We start from the raw sequence: 15853 nt of genomic DNA on the forward strand, positions 1-15853 counted from the left end.
CCGCAGGCCACCGACAAGTGCCGATCCGGCCGGTGTGTTCCGCACGGAAATTACTGCGGCGTGCCGGTTTTCGCCGCGGAAAGCCTCTTGCGTACATTGTTGTTCTCTGGCATTCTGTCCTGTTCGGCTCGACCGAACCATCCAAATCGGGTGATACACCATCGAGCTGCCCGCCGGGGCTGGCGAGGGGTGGACATCGAGGCGCGGCCCCAGCCGTTTCGATGGCCATATCCATCCCCGCGGGCAGATTCGCTGGTGACCGGACGATTACCTCCGGTGGGCGAATGCGACGCGATCGGGTAGCGTTTCGCAGAGCTTCGACAGTGGCGCCGCGCACGAGGTCGGAGGACGTGTAGCGGCTCGGTGGTGGAGGGGGTCCCGACCAAATGCGTCCCGACGCAGACCCGGTGCCGCGATTAACCGAGGTGGTGACCCGCCGGCTCGCCGCGGACCCCTCGGTGACGCCCTCGGTGGCCCGGACCGTCCTGCGTGCCCTCGGCGGCACCGAGAACGACGATCGGGCAACCGAATTCGATGACGGCGGGATCTTCCTGCGTGCCATCCGGGTCCGCGGCTTCCGCGGCATCGGCCCGCAGGCCGAGCTGCAACTGCCGCCCGGGCCCGGCCTCACCCTGGTCGTCGGCCGCAACGGCAGCGGCAAATCCAGCTTCGCCGAGGCCGCCGAACTGGTGTTCACCGGCGGAAATCGCCGCTGGGACGGTCGATCCGCGGCCTGGCGGGAGGGCTGGCGCAACCTGCACGACGGCGGCACCGCCCGCATCGAGGTGGAGCTGCTCACCACCGGAAGCAAGCCGCAGCTGACCATCAGCAAGGAGTGGGCCGCCGACGCGGACCTGCCCGACGCGACCTGGACCGAACAGCATCCGCCCACCGCCCCAACGGAATTCGATATGGACCGCTGGGCGGGCAGGCTGGAGCTGTACCGCCCGTTCCTGTCCTACAGCGAGCTGGGCGCCTTGGTCGACGGCAAACCGAGCGACCTGTTCGACGCGCTGCACCAGCTGCTCGGCCTGGACGAATTGACCTTGGCGCAGGAGCGAATTCGGATGCGCCGCCTGGAACTGGAACGCGCCGTGCGGGATTCCCGCCAGGAACGCCTCGAACTCCTGGAGGCGCTGGAGACGGTGGCCGACGACCGCGCCGTCCGGGTGAACGCCCTGCTGCGTCCCGCCCAACCGGACCTCGCCGCGGTCGGGCGCGAGGTGTCCGGCACCTTCGACGACCCGGGCGGCCCCGCGGGCCTGCGCGCGATTGTCCGCCTCACCCTGCCGACGGCGGCCGAGGTGGCGCAGGTGGCCACCCGGCTCGCGGACTGCGGCACGGCCTTGGCCCGCGGCACCACCGCCGACGCCGAGGCGGACTGGCGCGTGCTGGAACTGTTGCGCCGGGCCCGCGACCACCACAAGGCGAGCGGCACCTGCCCGTGCCCGGTCTGCGGCCGCGGCGAACTGGACGACGAGTGGGCCCTCGCGGCCGACGACTCGATCACCGAGCTCGCCGCCCGGGTCGACGCGCTCACCACCGCGCGCACCGAACTCGGCGATGCCCTGCGCGCGGCCCGCTCGCTGCCGGATCTCATTCCGCCGGAACTGGATTTCGATCCGCGCAACCCGCCCTCGGTCGACACCTCCGCGGTCCGCCGCGCCTGGGCCGACTGGGCCGCGCTCACCTCCGCCGACTACGCCGCCGACCTGCCGGACCGGCTGCGCGGCGCGCACGCGCGGTTGGTCGACGAACTCGACCTGGTGCAGCAGGGCACGCGCAAGGAACTCGACCGGCTCGACGAGGTGTGGACCCCGCTGGTCCCGCGCATCGTCAGCTGGCTCGAGGGCGCGCGCGAGGTCGCCGCGCACGCGGCCGAACTGCGCACGGTCAAGAAGGCCGAGGACTGGCTCAAGTCCGCGACCGCGGGCCTGCGCGGCGAACGCATGACGCCGCTGGAGACCACCGCGCGCTGGGTCTGGCAGACGCTGCGCCAGCAGAGCAACGTGGAACTCGGCTCGATCACGTTGCAGGGCAACGCCGGAACCGCCCGCCGGGTGCTCCTGGACGTCACCGTCGACGACGTGGACGGCGCCGCGCTCGGCGTGATGAGCCAGGGCGAGTTACACGCGCTCGGGCTGTCGCTGTTCCTGCCGCGCGCCACGGTCGAGGAGAGCCCGTTCCGCTTCGTCATGATCGACGACCCGGTGCAGGCGATGGACCCGGCGAAGGTCGACGGCCTGGCCAGGGTGCTCGCCGCGGTCGCGTGGACCCGGCAGGTGGTCGTCTTCACCCACGACGAGCGGCTCGCCGAGGCCGTGCGCCGGATGCAGCTCGACGCCACCGTGCTCGAGGTGCAGCGCCGCGACCGCTCGGTGGTCGAGGTGCGGGTGTCCAGCGACCCGGTCCGCCGCTACCTGGATGACGCTCGCGCACTGGTGCGTACCCCGCAGCTGCCGCAGGCCATCGCCGACGAACTCGTCGCCACGTGTTGCCGGTCCGCGGTCGAGGCCGCGAGCCTGGGCCGGGCCAGGCGCAGCCTGCTCGCCGACGGCATGAACCACCGCGAGGTGGAGCGCCACATCGATGCCGCCCAATCCACCAGGGCGAAAGTGGCGCTCGCGGTGATGGGCGTCGGCGGCAAGGTCGACGACCTCAACAAGCATCTGGTCGCGCGTGAGGGGAAATGGGTGGTCGAGGCGCTGCGGGACGCGACCGCGGGCGCACACGTGCCGATCGGCCGCAGCATGCGCGAATTGATCACGGAGACCGAAAGATTCGTCGCATGGCTCGCGCGCTGACGAGGCGCCGATGAGCGAGCGGCGCGGACCGCGGCGCGGTGCGAACGGCGGCCGCGGCGGCAACGGCGGCGGGCAGCGGCCGAAGCGCGGACCGGAGAAGGGCCCGAAGCGGCCGCGGCCATCGGTGGCCGAGCGGCTCGATACGGTCGATCGCCTGCTGGCCGGCTCGGTGACCGACGCGGGCGGCCTGTGGTCCCGCGCCACCGCGTGGATTCTCCGAATTGCCTTGGAGCAGTCGGTAGATGAGCTGTGGGGCCGGCTGGCGCCCGCGCTGATGCGCTGCCCGATGCGCGCGCAGCTGATCGCGCTGCGCACCTTCGCCGGACCCGAGGTGGCGGCGCAGGTCGCCGCGCTCTGGGCCGCGTTGTCGCGCGCCGCGCATCACCACGACTACGAACTCGCGCCGAGCGTCACCGACCTGCGTCGTTGGCGCGAACAGACGGTCGCGATCGCCGGTGCGCTGGCCACCGTCGAAGCCCGCTGAGCGCGCTCCAGGCGACCCGGCCTGATCTTTGTTGCGAGCGGCGCGCAACAATCGACGTATGAGTGGGACGCGGATGTGTCCGTGTGGCCGGGGCGAGGCCTTCGACGACTGCTGCGGGCCGGTGCTGAGCGGGAAGCGGGCGGCGGCGACCGCCGAGGCGTTGATGCGTTCGCGCTACACGGCTTTCGCGGTCGGGGACACCGACTATCTTCGTGGATCGTGGCATCCGCGGACCCGGCCGGCGACGCTGGAGCTCGACCCTGGGCAGCGGTGGTTGTTCCTGGAGATATTGCGCACCGCGGACGGCGGGTTGTTCGACGAGACCGGCCTGGTCGAGTTCGTCGCGCACTACCGGGCCGACGGCACCCGCGGTTCGCTGCACGAGGTCAGCCGGTTCCTGCGCGCCGACGGGGCCTGGGTCTACCTCGACGGCGAAGTCGAAGCCTGAGTACCCTCACGCACTATGTCCCGGGTCGCGATCGAGTACTGCACGCAGTGCCGCTGGTTGCTGCGTGCTAGTTGGATGGCGCAGGAACTGCTGAGCACGTTCGCCACCGAACTCGGTGAGGTGGCGCTGATTCCGGGCACGGGCGGCGTTTTCCGGATCACCGTGGACGGCGAGCAGATCTGGGAACGCAAGGCGGACGGCGGTTTTCCCGATATCGCGGTGCTGAAACAACGGGTGCGCGATCGGGTCGCGCCGGACCGTGATCTCGGCCACGCCGATCGGCGCGACTGAACTCGCTCGCCGCGCCCTCGATGCGGGCAGGGCCTTGCCTAGCCGCAACAGCCTCCGCCGCAGCAGCCGCCACCGGCGGGACCGGCCGCCGGACTCGGTGCCGGCGTCGCGCTACCCCGGCTGACCGTGGCAAACGTGGTCAGCAGCTTGACTGTGTCGGCATGGCCGCTCGGGCAGGACGCCGGATCCGACGACTCCGCCATCGGGCGGTTCATCTCGAAAGTGTCCCCGCAACCGCGGCACCGATAGCTGTAGCTCGGCATCGGTCAAGCGTACCGCCACGGTCTCATAATGGTGCGTCGCGTTCCCAGGTGGTCGGCATGGACGTACTCTCGATGAAGAGATCACGAGGTGCGGGGCCCGCTGGAGCAAACCGGCAGCACACCGATGGGTCCCTGGCAGGAGGTGCGAGACCATGAGCACTCAGTTCGAAGCTGAACCGGGTTTGGACGTGGGCGGCGCCGAGCCGATAGCCACCACTACCTCGGGGGATGTGCGCGGGCGCTGGGATGGTCCGGTCGCAGTATGGCGCAGCATTCCGTATGCGGCAGCGCCGAGCGGGGTAAATCGATTCATGCCGCCACTGCCCGCGCCCGAATGGACCGGGACGAGGGACTGCGCCGTCTTCGGCGACATCGCGCCGCAGACGATGGGCAACATGGTTCCCGTCGACTCCGACCTGCGCATGGGCGAAGACTGCCTGTGGTTGAACGTCTGGTCACCCCGGCGCGACGTCGGCGACATGGTGCACACCTTCGAAACCGGTGAACCGCGCCCGGTCCTGGTCTGGTTGCACGGCGGCGCGTACTGCCTCGGCACCGCCGCGCAGGGCATCTACGACGGACGCAAGCTGGCCGAAACCGGCGACGTCGTGATCGTCACGGTGAACTACCGCCTCGGCGCGTTCGGCTTCCTCGATCTGTCCTCGCTGCCCGGCCCGTTCACCCCGAATCTCGGCCTGCACGACCAGATCGCCGCGCTGGAATGGGTGCGCGACAATATCGCCGCGTTCGGCGGCGACCCGGGCAATGTCACATTGTTCGGCGAATCCTCCGGCGCGGGTTGCGTGACCGCGCTGCTGACCTCGCCGCGCGCGGCCGGGCTGTTCCACAAGGCGATCGCGGAGAGCCCGCCGGCCACCACGGTGTTCGGCCAGGAGCGGGCCGCCGCGGTGGCCCGCCGCTTCCTCGAGCTGCTGGAGCTGACGCCGGACCGGGCCATCGAACTGCTGGACTGGCCGATCGAGAAGATCGTCGAGGTCGCGGGCATCCTGCTGGACGAGGTCCCGTTGAAGGAACCCGGCCGGCTGGCGGCCGCCCCGGTGGTGGACGGCGATCTGCTGCCGACCTATCCGATCGATCGGTTCCAGCACGGGCGCTCGCATCGGGTGCCGTTGATGATCGGCGCGAACAAGGACGAGGCGTCGCTGTTCCGGGTGTTCCGCTCGCCGATCATGCCGGTGACGCCGGACGCGGTGAACGCGATGCTCAACGATGTCGCGGCCAATCACCCGGAGCTGTCGCACGAGCGGATCGCCGAAATCACCTCCGCCTACCCGGATCTGGACAAGACCCGCGGCGCGCTGGCCATGTCCGGCGACGCCGCGTTCCGGATGCCCGCGCACTGGGTGGCCGACGCGCACGCACAGCACTCGCCGACCTGGATGTACCGCTTCGACCATGCGACGCCGATGCTGCGCGCGGCCCGGGTCGGGGCCGGGCACGCCACCGAATTGCCCTACGTGTTCGGCAATTTCGGCTCGTTCAACCACGATCCGACGTTCTGGCTGGGCGGGCGCAAGGTGGCCATGGAGGTGTCGGGCCGAATGATGCGGCGCTGGTTGGCGTTTGCCACCCACGGCGTGCCCGCCGCGCTCGACGGCTCGAAACATTGGCCGCCGTACCGGCCGTCGACCCGCACGACCCTGCTGATCGACACCGTCGACCGGGTGGTCGACGACCCCGACGCCGACCTGCACACCGCGTGGGGTGAGCAGGCCGTCGGCTTCAGCTAGACGGTCGTGGGTTCGGGCGCGAGCGCGCGGCGGCCGAGCGCAACCGGCAACCGCTCGTAACCGTGCAGCGTGAACAACTTCCGGCGCTCCGGTGCCCCGTCGAGTTGCAGGTCCGGGAAGCGGTCGAACAGCGACTGCAACGCGTAGACACCCTCCATCCTGGCCAGGCTGGCGCCGAGACAGACGTGGATGCCGTTGCTGAAGGACAAGTGCTCCTTGGCATTCGCGCGCCCGACGTCGAAACGGTCCGGCTCGGCGAACACCGCCGGGTCGCGGTTCGCGCCCGCCAGCGACAGCACGACGGTGTCGCCCGCGCGCAGCTGGACGCCGTCGATCTCCAGGTCGCACAGCACGCTGCGCGCGGTCGTCTGCACCGGTGAGTCGAACCGCAGGATCTCCTCGATGGCGTTGGGCCACAGCTCGGGTTCGGCGCGCAGCCGGGCCAGCTGTTCCGGGTGGTTGATCAGCTGCACCACCCCGTTGCCGATCAGGTTCACCGTGGTTTCGAAGCCCGCGCCCATCAGCAGGCTGGCGGAGGCCTTGAGCTCGAACATGCTCAGCTCGCCCGCGGTGACCAGGGCGCTGAAGATGTCGTCGCCGGGGGTGCGGCGCAGTCGCGCGATGTGCTCGTCGAAGTAGTCGTTCATCACCTCCATGGCCAGCAGCGCACGCCGGTGGGCGCGCCAGGAGATGCCGACGTCGAGCAGCGGCGTCACCTGGTCGCCCCAGGTCAGGAACCGTTGTTTCTCCTCGTCCGGGAAGCCGAGCATTTCGGAGATGATCGCGATCGGGACCTGCGCGGCGAAGGCATTGATCAGATCGGCGGAACCGCCGGAGGGCAGCGCGTCCAGGAGTTCCGCGGTGACCGTTTCGACGCGGTCGCGCAGCCTGCCGATGGCGCGCGGGGTGAACGCGGCGGCGACCGGCTTGCGCATCTTCGTGTGCTGCGGCGGGTCGATCACCAGCATCGACGGCGGTTCCACCGGGTTCGGCGGCAGCGGGAAGTACTTCTTGGTGAGCTGCCGGACCGCCTCGGGGACCGCGAAGCCGTCGGTGCTGTGCACGCCGAATCGGTTGTCGCGCAAGATGGATCGGCACAGCTCGTGGTCGAAGGTGGCCCAGGCGATGGAGGTGCGGATCAGCCTGCCCTCGCCGCGTAGCCGCTCGATGAGCGGATAGGGATCGGCGAGTCCGGTGGTCCCGCCCATCAGTTCGGCGAACGGCTCTCCGCGCCGCGCTTGCAGGCGCAGCACGAGCCGGGGCACGCCTTGAACGGACAACCAGCGGAACCAATACTGCGGCATCATCATTCACCAACTCCGTCGTTGTGCGATATGGCAACCGTACGGAATCCAGCCAGAATGTGGAACGTCCTCTAGTCGGACTTCCGCTTATACCGTGGTAGGAGAAACCTACTGCGTGCGGGCAGGACGGCGGACGAGATCGCCGCACACGCCTCGATTTCCCGCAGACCGAATCGCCGACGAATAGGTCTGCGGGAAATCAGCAGGTGTGCGTCAGGCGCGCTGGGCGGTGACGCGTTCGGTTTCGATGCGGCGCTCGTGCCGGGCCGGGTCGGGGTTGACCACCTGGACCAGGGAGGCGCCGGCGGCGAGGACCGCGACGAAGCCGTCGATCAGTTCGGCGGGGGTGTCCCACGGGGTGCTCGACAGCACTCGGTCGCCCTCGGAAAACCCTTGCCGCATGGCGGATTTCTTCGCCTCGGCGAACACCTCGGCGACCGGCATGCCGTCCAGTGCCGCGCCCGCGCCGCCGGGCAGGAACTGATCGCCGTGCACGCGCACGGAGGTGGCGAAATCGGTGACGCCGATCGGCAGGTCGCGCACGGGGGTGCCCATCGCGTCCAGCGACAGCGCCGCGACCTCGGCGATGCCGTCGGCGTCGTCGATCCGGTCGGGGGTCACCAGGGCCAGTTCGGCGTCCTGGTCGGGACGCAGCACCACCTCGGTGCCCGCCCACCAGCAGCCGAGCAGCACCGCGGCGGTCTGCCAGTGCGCGGGCAGCAGCACCGCGATCCGGGCGCCGGGGCTGAGGCCGAACTCGTCGCGGATCAGGTTGGCGGTCTTGGCCGCCCAGTTGGCCAGGGTCAGCCCGGACAGCTCGATCCGGGCGCCGGTGGCGTCGTCGTAGTAGGTGACGCGCGGATTCGCCGGCTCGCGCGCGAGAATCGGATCGAGCACCCGCTCGGTGAGGGTGAGCGCCTGGTCGAATTCACGCATGGTCTAGTTCACGCATTTCGGTCCGTTCTGGCCTGCGTCGATCGGTGGGGCGGGCGGGACTGGTGTCGCGGTCGCGCTCGACGTTCCGGAGAAGTCGAACATCCCCCCGGCCGACGAGCCCGGACCAGAATAGTCGCTCGCCAGCACCACGCTCACCGAATCCGGCGACAGCGTCGTATCCGCGAGCACCGGCAGCCCGCCGAGCGCCTTGGCCACCGCCTTGGCCTTGGCGTCGGCGGTGTTCGCGGCGAGCACCCGGCTACCGGTGACGCTGCCGCCGGTGTAGTTGCCGACCACGCCCTCGCGGAAACCCTTGCCGCTCAAAGCCTGTGCGACCTGACCGGCCAGGCCGCCGACCCCGCTGGCGTTGTACACGCTGACCGTCACCGTGGCCGGATCCAGCGCCGGTTCGTCCGATTCGGCGGACTTCCCGTCGACCAGCGAGCCGACGTAGTCCTTCACCGCCTTGGGATCGACCCGCACCACGGATTCGCCGTTGTTGGTCATGTAGTTCAGATCGGTGACCGGGATGGTCTCGAACTTCACCTGCCCGCCCGAAAGGTCTTGCAGCTGTTGCAGAAACGCGAGCACGTCCCAGTCGTCGTCGAGCACCACCGTGCGCCCGACCGCGTCGCTGAGCTGCTTCATCCGTCCCGGATTGCTGAGCGTCTTCGCGTTGAGCACCTGCCCGACCAGCTGCGCCATGAACACCTGCTGGCGCACGATGCGATCGAGGTCACCGCGCGGCAGGTTGTGCCGCTGGCGCACGAAGCTCAAGGCGGACGGGCCGTCGAGGCGCTGCCGCCCGGCCGGGAAGTCGGCGCCGGACATCCATTCGTCCACCGCGTTGTTCAGGCACACCTCGACCCCGCCCACCGCGTCGGTGAGCAGCACGAAACCGAGCAGGCTCACCTCGGCGTAGTGGTCGACGCTGATGCCGGTGAGGTTGGCGACCGACTTGATCAGCGCCTGGCGGCCCGCCTGGGTGGACTGCTTGTCCGCGTCGCCCTCCGACACGCCCTGGTTGATCAGCTTGAGCCGCTGGGTCTCCTTGGTCGCGCCGTACGCCGAGTTGATCTTGCCCTTGCCCAGGTCGGGAATGTCGACATAGGAGTCGCGGGGAATGGAGATCGCGGTCGCGGACCGGCCGTCGTTCGGCACCCGGATCAGCACGATGGTGTCGGTGTTGGTGCCGACCTCGTCGCCCGCGTGCAGCAGCGCGCGTTCCCGGTCGGAGAGCGGGTTGCCGTGCGCGTCGGTGCGGCTGTCGACGCCGACCAGCAGGATGTCCACCGCGCCGTCGCGCCCGCCGCCGAGACCGAGGCCGCCGATGCGTTCGATATTGGAGATCAGGCTGTCGACGCTGTGCCAGGCGAAGCCGGTGATGACGAGCACCACAACGGCCAGCAGCGCGGCGAATCCGCGCAGCGGACCCCCTGCCGGTAACAGCGATTCAGCGGCGCGCGGCCGGGTCACCCGGAACCTCCTGCGCCGCAGCTACTTTGTGTCCTCTCGACAACTCGACATCCTTTCGACAAGCTCGGGGCCTCTTTCGACAGCACGGTCTGAGTGACCACCCCACCTTTCTCATATCCCCGCTTCGATCCGGCAAACCCCGCGCTGCGGCGGGCGCCGGGCGAGAGCCACTGACTGAAGGCTAACGAATAGCGGCCCGGCCACCCGCAAATCGCAGGTGTGGCGGCGTGCCAGACTCGACTCTGTGACAGCTTCGACAACGTCGGCCGCCCAGCCCGCCCGCCTCCTCGTCACCGGCGCCGGCGGGCAGCTCGGGCAGGAATTGCTCCGCCTTGCACCGCAGGCCCGCGGCGTCGGCCGCCGCGACCTCGATATCACCGACGCGGACGCGGTGGCCGCAGCGATCGAACCGGGTTCGGTGGTGATCAACTGTGCCGCCTTCACCGCGGTCGATCTGGCCGAGTCCGAGGTGGCGGGGGCCTTCGCGGGCAACGAGACCGGGCCCGCCGTGCTGGCCGCGGCGTGTGCGCGGGTGGGGGCCAGGCTTATTCATCTGTCCACCGACTATGTGTTCGCGGGCGTGCACGATCGTCCGTACGAGACCAGCGATCCGACCGGGCCGGTCAGCGTCTACGGGCAGTCCAAGCTGGCCGGCGAGCAGGCCGTGCTGAAGCTCGCGCCGCAGTCGCACGTGGTGCGCACCGCGTGGGTATATGCCGGGCGCGGAAGCGATTTCGTCGCCACTATGCTGCGGCTGGAGCGCGAACGCGACACCGTGAACGTGGTCGACGACCAGCTCGGGGCCCCTACCTACGCGGCGGATCTCGCGGCCGCTCTGCTCGAACTCGCCGGTCGTCCGGACGCTCCGCGACTGCTGCACGCGACCAATGCCGGACAGGCCACCTGGTTCGAACTGGCGCGCGCGGTATTCGAAGGAGTCGGCGCCGATCCGGAGCGCGTGCGACCGTGTGACTCGTCCGCATTTCCGAGACCTGCACGGCGACCGGCATATTCGGTCTTGTCACACCGTGCCTGGGATGATGCGGGGTTGACTCCGCTGCGTCAGTGGCAGGTGGCACTGGGGGACGCGCTGGCGCGGTTGTCCGACTAGGCTGTGCGGCCGTGAGCGCTTCCGATTCCGCCTCCGCGGGCCTGGCCGTCGTCACGGTGACCTATTCACCGGGCGAGCACCTCGAGCACTTCATCACCACGCTGGCTGACGCCACGACCGAGAAACCACAGGTGATTCTCGCCGACAACGGGTCCACCGACGGGGTGCCGGAGCTGATCGCCGAGGCGAATTCGCATGTGCGGCTGCTGCGCACCGGCGGCAACATCGGCTACGGCGGCGCGATCAACCGGGCGGTCGCCGAGATCGACCCGGACATCGAGTTCGTGGTGATCGCCAATCCGGACATCCGCTGGGGCACCGATTCCATCGACAAGCTGCTCGAGGCCGCGAAGCGCTGGCCGCGGGCGGGGGCGCTCGGCCCGCTGGTGCTGGAACCGGACGGCAGCGTCTACCCGTCCGCGCGTCAGGTGCCCGGCCTGCTCGATGGCGCGGGCCACGCGATCCTCGGCACGGTGTGGAAGACGAACCCGTGGACCCGCCGCTACCGCCAGGAGAACGAGCAGATCTCCGAGCGCGTGGTCGGCTGGCTGTCCGGCTCCTGCCTGCTGGTGCGGCGCGCGGCGTTCGACTCGATCGACGGCTTCGATTCGCGCTACTTCATGTACATGGAGGACGTCGACTTCGGCGACCGGATGGGCAAAGCGGGCTGGCACAACGTGTTCGTGCCGTCCGCGGAGGTCACCCACGCCAAGGGCCACGCGGCCGGCCGGCACCCCGAGGTGATGCTGCCCGCGCACCACGCGAGCGCCTACCGATTCCAGGCCGACCGGCATCCGCACTGGTGGCAGCTGCCGTTGCGGCTGGCGCTGCGGGCCGGACTTGCGGTGCGCTCCCGGATTGCGGTTCGATCTGCGCTGCGCCAACAGGCGCAAGAAGCGGGTCACTAGGCGCGCGGCTGAGCGACAATGGGCGACGGGCCCGCATTCGGGCCCGGCGTGTACTGGCGCAGGCCGCGTGCCATTCGGCGCGTGAGCGACAATTCGATCCACTGTGAACAGGGGACCTTGAATGGCAGGAAATGCAGGCACCGACGCCGTGATCCTGGTGGGTGGGCAGGGCACACGACTGCGTCCACTGACCCTTTCGGCACCCAAGCCGATGCTGCCGACGGCCGGGCTGCCGTTTCTCACGCACCTGCTGGCCCGCATCGCCGACGCCGGGATCACGCACGTCGTGCTGGGCACCTCGTTCAAGGCGGAGGTGTTCGAGGAGCACTTCGGTGACGGTTCCGAGCTCGGCCTGGACCTGGAGTACGTGACCGAGACCGAGCCGCTCGGCACCGGCGGCGGCATCCGCAACGTGCTGCCCAAGCTGCGCGCCGACACCGTGATGGTGTTCAACGGCGACGTGCTCGGCGGCACCGACCTCGGCGCGATCCTCGACACGCACGAGTCGACGAACGCCGACGTGACGTTGCACCTGGTCCGGGTGAGCGATCCGCGCGCCTTCGGCTGCGTGCCGACCGACGAGAACGGCCGGGTCACCGCGTTCCTGGAGAAGACGCAGGATCCGCCGACCGATCAGATCAACGCGGGCTGCTACGTCTTCCGGCGTGAGTACATCGAGAAGATCCCGTCCGGGCGTCCGGTCTCGGTGGAGCGCGAGGTGTTCCCGACGCTGCTCGCCGAGGGGGCTCGCGTGCAGGGGCACGTCGACTCGTCGTACTGGCGGGACATGGGCACGCCCGAGGACTTCGTGCGCGGGTCCGCCGACCTGGTTCGCGGCATCGCACCCTCGCCGGCGCTGCCCGGACAGCGCGGCGAATCGCTCGTGCATCCCGGTGCGGGTGTCGCGCCGGGTGCGTTGCTCATCGGCGGCACGGTGGTCGGTCGCGGCGCGGAGGTCGGCGCGGGCGCCCGGCTGGACGGCGCGGTGATCTTCGACGGCGCGATCATCGAGGCCGGCGCCACGGTCGAGCGGTCGATCGTCGGTTTCGGCGCGCGGATCGGGCCGCGGGCCCTGGTGCGCGACGGCGTCATCGGTGACGGTGCGCAGGTCGGTGCCCGCTGCGAACTACTACGCGGCGCGCGCGTCTGGCCCGGGGTGGAGATCCCGGATGGCGGAATCAGGTTCTCCACCGACGTCTGACGGTCGGAAACAGTGTCGGCGTAGCGGTCCTTCTGGCAGGGTGCTGCGCAGGGTCCCGGGGCTCTGTCGCGGGACCGCTACGTTTGCTCACTGTTGCCAACTGGAATGGTCGAGGAGAACCTTTATGCGGAAGTCTTTCCCGCGGGCACTGGTCGCGGCGGTATTCGCCGGAGCGGTCGGCCTCGGTGCGATCGGTTTCGCGCCGAGCGCCGCGGCCGCGCCGTCGATCTACGAGCCGAGCATCACCCCGTGCAGTCACCTGTTCAAGACGCCGTTCGATTTCGGCCGACCGGACGCGAGCACCTACTGGAGTCCGTTCGGGACCGGCGACATCGTTTGCTACGACGCGGGTTTCGGGGTCAGCTACTACCAGCGGGACCCGTCGGGGCAGTGGCATGCGATGAACCAACTGATCCCCGGCAACTACTTCATCAACATCTTCGGCTACGGCCACTTGCCCGCCTAGCTCGACGAGCGTGATCGGAAGTCTTCGCGCAGGCCGGCTTTCGAGTCGCCTGCGCGAAGACTCCGGTCACGCTTTGGTTTTCCAGACGTAGCGGGTCTTGGGGCGGCCCGCGCGGCCGTAATCCGAACGGCGGGTGACCAATCCGTCGTCGGCCAGCTTCTCCAGGTAGCGCCAGGCGGTGATCCGGGAAACGCCGATGGTGGTCGCGGTGTCCGCGGCGGTGATGCCCTCCGGGGCGGCGCGGACGGTGCGGGAGATCTCGTCGAGGGTTTGCGGCGCAACACCTTTGGGGGTGGTGGCGCGCTGGTCGGGGGTGCGTAGCGCGCTGAGCGCGCGGTCGATGTCGTGCTGGGAGACCGCCGTCTCGCCCGCCGGAAGCGCGGTGCGGAACTCGCGATAGCGGTCGAGCTTGTCCCGGAACGCGGCGAAGGTGAACGGCTTCAAGAGATAAAGGACAACGCCGTGCGAGACGGCGGTGCGCACCATGGCGAGGTCGCGGGCCGAGGTGATGGCGATGACATCGGGCCGGGGAGCGAGTCCGGTCAGCGCCGCGGCGACATCCAGGCCGCTGGCATCGGGTAGCCCGATATCCATGAGCACCAGGTCGATCGGCGTATTCTCGGCCGCGGCATCGGCGGCCGCGCGCATCGCCTCGCGACCGGTGTGCGCCACCCCGACGGGCGTGAAGCCCTCGATGCGGTCCACATAGGCGCGGTGTGCCTCGGCGATGAGCGGCTCGTCCTCGACGATCAGCACTCGGATCACTGTGCGTCCTTTCGCGGAATCGTCACGGTTACCGCGCTTTCCGGATCTAGTTCGGTACGAATGGTCCCCCCGTGCCGGGCCACCAGGCGGTGGACCAGTGCTAAACCGAGCCCGTGATGGTCGGCCTTGGTCGAATAACCGCGCTGCGACGCCCGCGCGAATGTCTCCTCCGACATTCCGGGCCCGCTGTCCGCGACGCGAACATACAGCGCCGAATGTTGTTCCGGCGAAACAGCTTCGGCGTTTTCCCCGGCCGCCGGATCCGCGTGCCGCACGGTCACCTCCACCCAGCCCGACGGGCTCTCGGCGGCGGCGTCGATGGCATTGTCGATGAGGTTGCCGACCAGCGTGACCGTCTCCTGCGGGGAGAGCGGTTCGATGGAATCGAGCGCGGTCTCCTCGGTGATGGTCAACTCGATGCTGCGCTCGGCCGCCTGGTTCACCTTGCCGAGCAGCAGCGCGGCCAGCGCGGGCGTGCCGACCGCGTCCAGCAGCCGATCGATCAGTGCCTGGGAGAGTTGGAGTTCGGAGGTGGCGAAGTCCACCGCCGCTTGGTAGCGGCCCAATTCGACCATGGTGACCACGGTGTGCAGCCGGTTGGCCGACTCGTGCGCCTGCGCGTGCAGCGACTCGGCGAAGCTGCGCACCGAGTCGAGTTCGCCCATCACCGCGCGCAATTCGGTGTGGTCGCGGATGGTCATGACGGTGCCGATCGGCCGTCCTTCCCAGGTGACGATGTCCTGATTGATCAGCAGGATCCGGTCGCCGGTCACATGCATCTCGTCGCGGACCACGCCCCAGCTCATCTGCTGCATGGAGGTCGGCAGGTCGCCGCGGCGCACCTCGCCGTCGGGCAGTTCGAGCAGCCTGCGCGCCTCGTCGTTGACCACCTCGGCGCGCTCGCCGGCCATGTTGAACACGACGAGTCCCTCGTGGATCGAGTGCAGCACCGCGTCGTGCTGTTCGTACATGGCGCGCAACTCGTCCGGCGCGAGTCCGTGCGTCTGCCTGCGCAGCCGACGACTCAGCAGGAACGATCCGCTACCCGAGACCACCAGGCCCGCCGCGGCGACGCCGAGGATCAACGGCAGCTGGGTCGCGACCTGATCGCCGATCTTCGCGCGGGTCACCCCGGCGGATACCAGCGCGACCACCCGGCCGCCGTCGTAGACCGGCGTCACCGCGCGGATGGACGGGCCGAGGGTGCCGGTGAAGGTCTCGGTGAACGTCTCCCCGGCCAGCGCGCGGTCGATGTTGCCGCTGAACGGCTTGCCGATCATGTCCGGGTTGGTGTGCGTGTAGCGGGTGCGGTCCGGCGCCATGACGACGATGAAGTCCATGCCGGTCGCCTCGCGGATGCGCTCGGTCACCGGTTGCAGCATGGCCGTGGGATCGGTGGTGTAGACAGCGCTCAGCGTGGAGCGCGCCTCAGCGACGCTCACCGCGACATCTCGCACTTCCCTGGTGGTCGTCACGTCGCTGTGATGGCGTGCGTCGAGCACCGCGAGGACCGCGCCGACAGCGACCATCAGGGTCAACACGATCAGCTGTAGCGCGAAGGCCTGACCGGCCAGGGATAGCCGACCGCGTCTCACTGGCTGCTTTCCTCCGCTGAACGTAATGCACCAAACCGTGACCGGCGTCA

The 15853-nt window shown here is 69.5% G+C and carries 15 protein-coding genes; 9 read left to right on the forward strand and 6 right to left on the reverse strand.

Annotation, left to right across the window (positions count from 1 at the left end; genetic code table 11):
- Nucleotides 1–386 precede the first annotated feature (386 nt).
- From F3087_RS14445 to F3087_RS14460, 4 genes are read left to right on the forward strand one after another with little or no spacing between them, the layout of a single operon-like run.
- Nucleotides 387–2804 (forward strand): AAA family ATPase, encoded by a 2418-nt coding sequence (locus F3087_RS14445; RefSeq protein WP_150402418.1) that lies wholly within the window; start codon nt 387–389, stop codon nt 2802–2804.
- A 10-nt stretch (nt 2805–2814) separates the two neighbouring features.
- Complete coding sequence (locus F3087_RS14450; protein ID WP_223885067.1) at nt 2815–3288, forward strand: hypothetical protein; 474 nt, start codon at nt 2815–2817, stop codon at nt 3286–3288.
- 58 nt (nt 3289–3346) lie between these two features.
- Nucleotides 3347–3736 (forward strand): YchJ family protein, encoded by a 390-nt coding sequence (locus F3087_RS14455; RefSeq protein ID WP_223885068.1) that lies wholly within the window; start codon nt 3347–3349, stop codon nt 3734–3736.
- A 15-nt stretch (nt 3737–3751) separates the two neighbouring features.
- Nucleotides 3752–4027, forward strand: coding sequence for a SelT/SelW/SelH family protein (locus tag F3087_RS14460; protein WP_150402419.1), 276 nt, complete (start codon nt 3752–3754; stop codon nt 4025–4027).
- A gap of 38 nt (nt 4028–4065) precedes the next feature.
- Here F3087_RS14460 and F3087_RS14465 read toward each other — a convergent pair whose 3' ends face one another.
- The gene (locus tag F3087_RS14465; protein ID WP_150402420.1) at nt 4066–4290 is read right to left on the reverse strand and encodes an FmdB family zinc ribbon protein; all 225 of its coding nucleotides are present in this window, start codon (nt 4288–4290) and stop codon (nt 4066–4068) included.
- Between the two features lie 152 nt (nt 4291–4442).
- Between F3087_RS14465 and F3087_RS14470 the strand changes: the two genes are divergently transcribed.
- Nucleotides 4443–6041: a carboxylesterase/lipase family protein gene (locus F3087_RS14470; RefSeq protein WP_150402421.1), complete on the forward strand. Its 1599-nt coding sequence runs from the start codon at nt 4443–4445 to the stop codon at nt 6039–6041.
- Here the strand turns inward: F3087_RS14470 and F3087_RS14475 are convergent.
- The 3 genes from F3087_RS14475 to F3087_RS14485 form a co-directional block, all read right to left on the reverse strand.
- A complete protein-coding gene (locus F3087_RS14475; protein WP_150402866.1) occupies nt 6038–7348 on the reverse strand; it encodes a cytochrome P450 in 1311 nt (436 codons plus the stop codon). The two genes, F3087_RS14470 and F3087_RS14475, sit on opposite strands and share 4 nt — an antisense overlap.
- A 210-nt stretch (nt 7349–7558) precedes the next feature.
- Nucleotides 7559–8281: a TIGR03089 family protein gene (locus F3087_RS14480; protein WP_150402422.1), complete on the reverse strand. Its 723-nt coding sequence runs from the start codon at nt 8279–8281 to the stop codon at nt 7559–7561.
- Between the two features lie 3 nt (nt 8282–8284).
- Nucleotides 8285–9757 carry an LCP family protein gene (locus tag F3087_RS14485; protein ID WP_446430545.1) on the reverse strand — a complete coding sequence of 491 codons (1473 nt, stop codon included), beginning with the start codon at nt 9755–9757 and terminating at the stop codon, nt 8285–8287.
- Nucleotides 9758–10001: 244 nt separating this feature from the next.
- On the opposite strand from F3087_RS14485, the gene rfbD reads away from it, so the two are divergent.
- From rfbD to F3087_RS14505, 4 genes are all read left to right on the forward strand, one after another.
- Nucleotides 10002–10868: a dTDP-4-dehydrorhamnose reductase gene (gene rfbD / locus F3087_RS14490; RefSeq protein ID WP_150402423.1), complete on the forward strand. Its 867-nt coding sequence runs from the start codon at nt 10002–10004 to the stop codon at nt 10866–10868.
- Nucleotides 10869–10879: 11 nt separating this feature from the next.
- Nucleotides 10880–11776 carry a glycosyltransferase family 2 protein gene (locus tag F3087_RS14495; protein ID WP_150402424.1) on the forward strand — a complete coding sequence of 299 codons (897 nt, stop codon included), beginning with the start codon at nt 10880–10882 and terminating at the stop codon, nt 11774–11776.
- Between the two features lie 121 nt (nt 11777–11897).
- Nucleotides 11898–12977: a mannose-1-phosphate guanylyltransferase gene (locus F3087_RS14500; protein WP_150402425.1), complete on the forward strand. Its 1080-nt coding sequence runs from the start codon at nt 11898–11900 to the stop codon at nt 12975–12977.
- A gap of 124 nt (nt 12978–13101) precedes the next feature.
- Nucleotides 13102–13443, forward strand: coding sequence for a hypothetical protein (locus F3087_RS14505; RefSeq protein ID WP_150402426.1), 342 nt, complete (start codon nt 13102–13104; stop codon nt 13441–13443).
- Nucleotides 13444–13509: 66 nt separating this feature from the next.
- Here the strand turns inward: F3087_RS14505 and F3087_RS14510 are convergent, their stop codons facing one another.
- Nucleotides 13510–14208, reverse strand: coding sequence for a response regulator (locus tag F3087_RS14510; protein ID WP_150402427.1), 699 nt, complete (start codon nt 14206–14208; stop codon nt 13510–13512).
- Nucleotides 14205–15803 (reverse strand): sensor histidine kinase, encoded by a 1599-nt coding sequence (locus F3087_RS14515; RefSeq protein WP_150402428.1) that lies wholly within the window; start codon nt 15801–15803, stop codon nt 14205–14207. Before F3087_RS14515 ends, F3087_RS14510 begins: the two co-directional genes overlap by 4 nt.
- Between the last annotated feature and the right edge of the window lie 50 nt (nt 15804–15853).

This window comes from Nocardia colli (assembly GCF_008704205.1).
Taxonomy (GTDB): Bacteria; Actinomycetota; Actinomycetes; order Mycobacteriales; family Mycobacteriaceae; genus Nocardia; species Nocardia colli.

Bases quoted from the DNA above. Each gene is read 5' to 3' on its own strand.
- F3087_RS14455 (WP_223885068.1), top strand. From the start codon at position 3,347: ATGAGTGGGACGCGGATGTGTCCGTGTGGCCGGGGCGAGGCCTTCGAC.
- F3087_RS14460 (WP_150402419.1), top strand. From the start codon at position 3,752: ATGTCCCGGGTCGCGATCGAGTACTGCACGCAGTGCCGCTGGTTGCTG.
- F3087_RS14500 (WP_150402425.1), top strand. From the start codon at position 11,898: ATGGCAGGAAATGCAGGCACCGACGCCGTGATCCTGGTGGGTGGGCAG.
- F3087_RS14450 (WP_223885067.1), top strand. From the start codon at position 2,815: ATGAGCGAGCGGCGCGGACCGCGGCGCGGTGCGAACGGCGGCCGCGGC.
- F3087_RS14470 (WP_150402421.1), top strand. From the start codon at position 4,443: ATGAGCACTCAGTTCGAAGCTGAACCGGGTTTGGACGTGGGCGGCGCC.
- F3087_RS14465 (WP_150402420.1), bottom strand. From the start codon at position 4,290: ATGCCGAGCTACAGCTATCGGTGCCGCGGTTGCGGGGACACTTTCGAG.
- F3087_RS14445 (WP_150402418.1), top strand. From the start codon at position 387: ATGCGTCCCGACGCAGACCCGGTGCCGCGATTAACCGAGGTGGTGACC.
- F3087_RS14475 (WP_150402866.1), bottom strand. From the start codon at position 7,348: ATGATGCCGCAGTATTGGTTCCGCTGGTTGTCCGTTCAAGGCGTGCCC.
- F3087_RS14480 (WP_150402422.1), bottom strand. From the start codon at position 8,281: ATGCGTGAATTCGACCAGGCGCTCACCCTCACCGAGCGGGTGCTCGAT.
- F3087_RS14505 (WP_150402426.1), top strand. From the start codon at position 13,102: ATGCGGAAGTCTTTCCCGCGGGCACTGGTCGCGGCGGTATTCGCCGGA.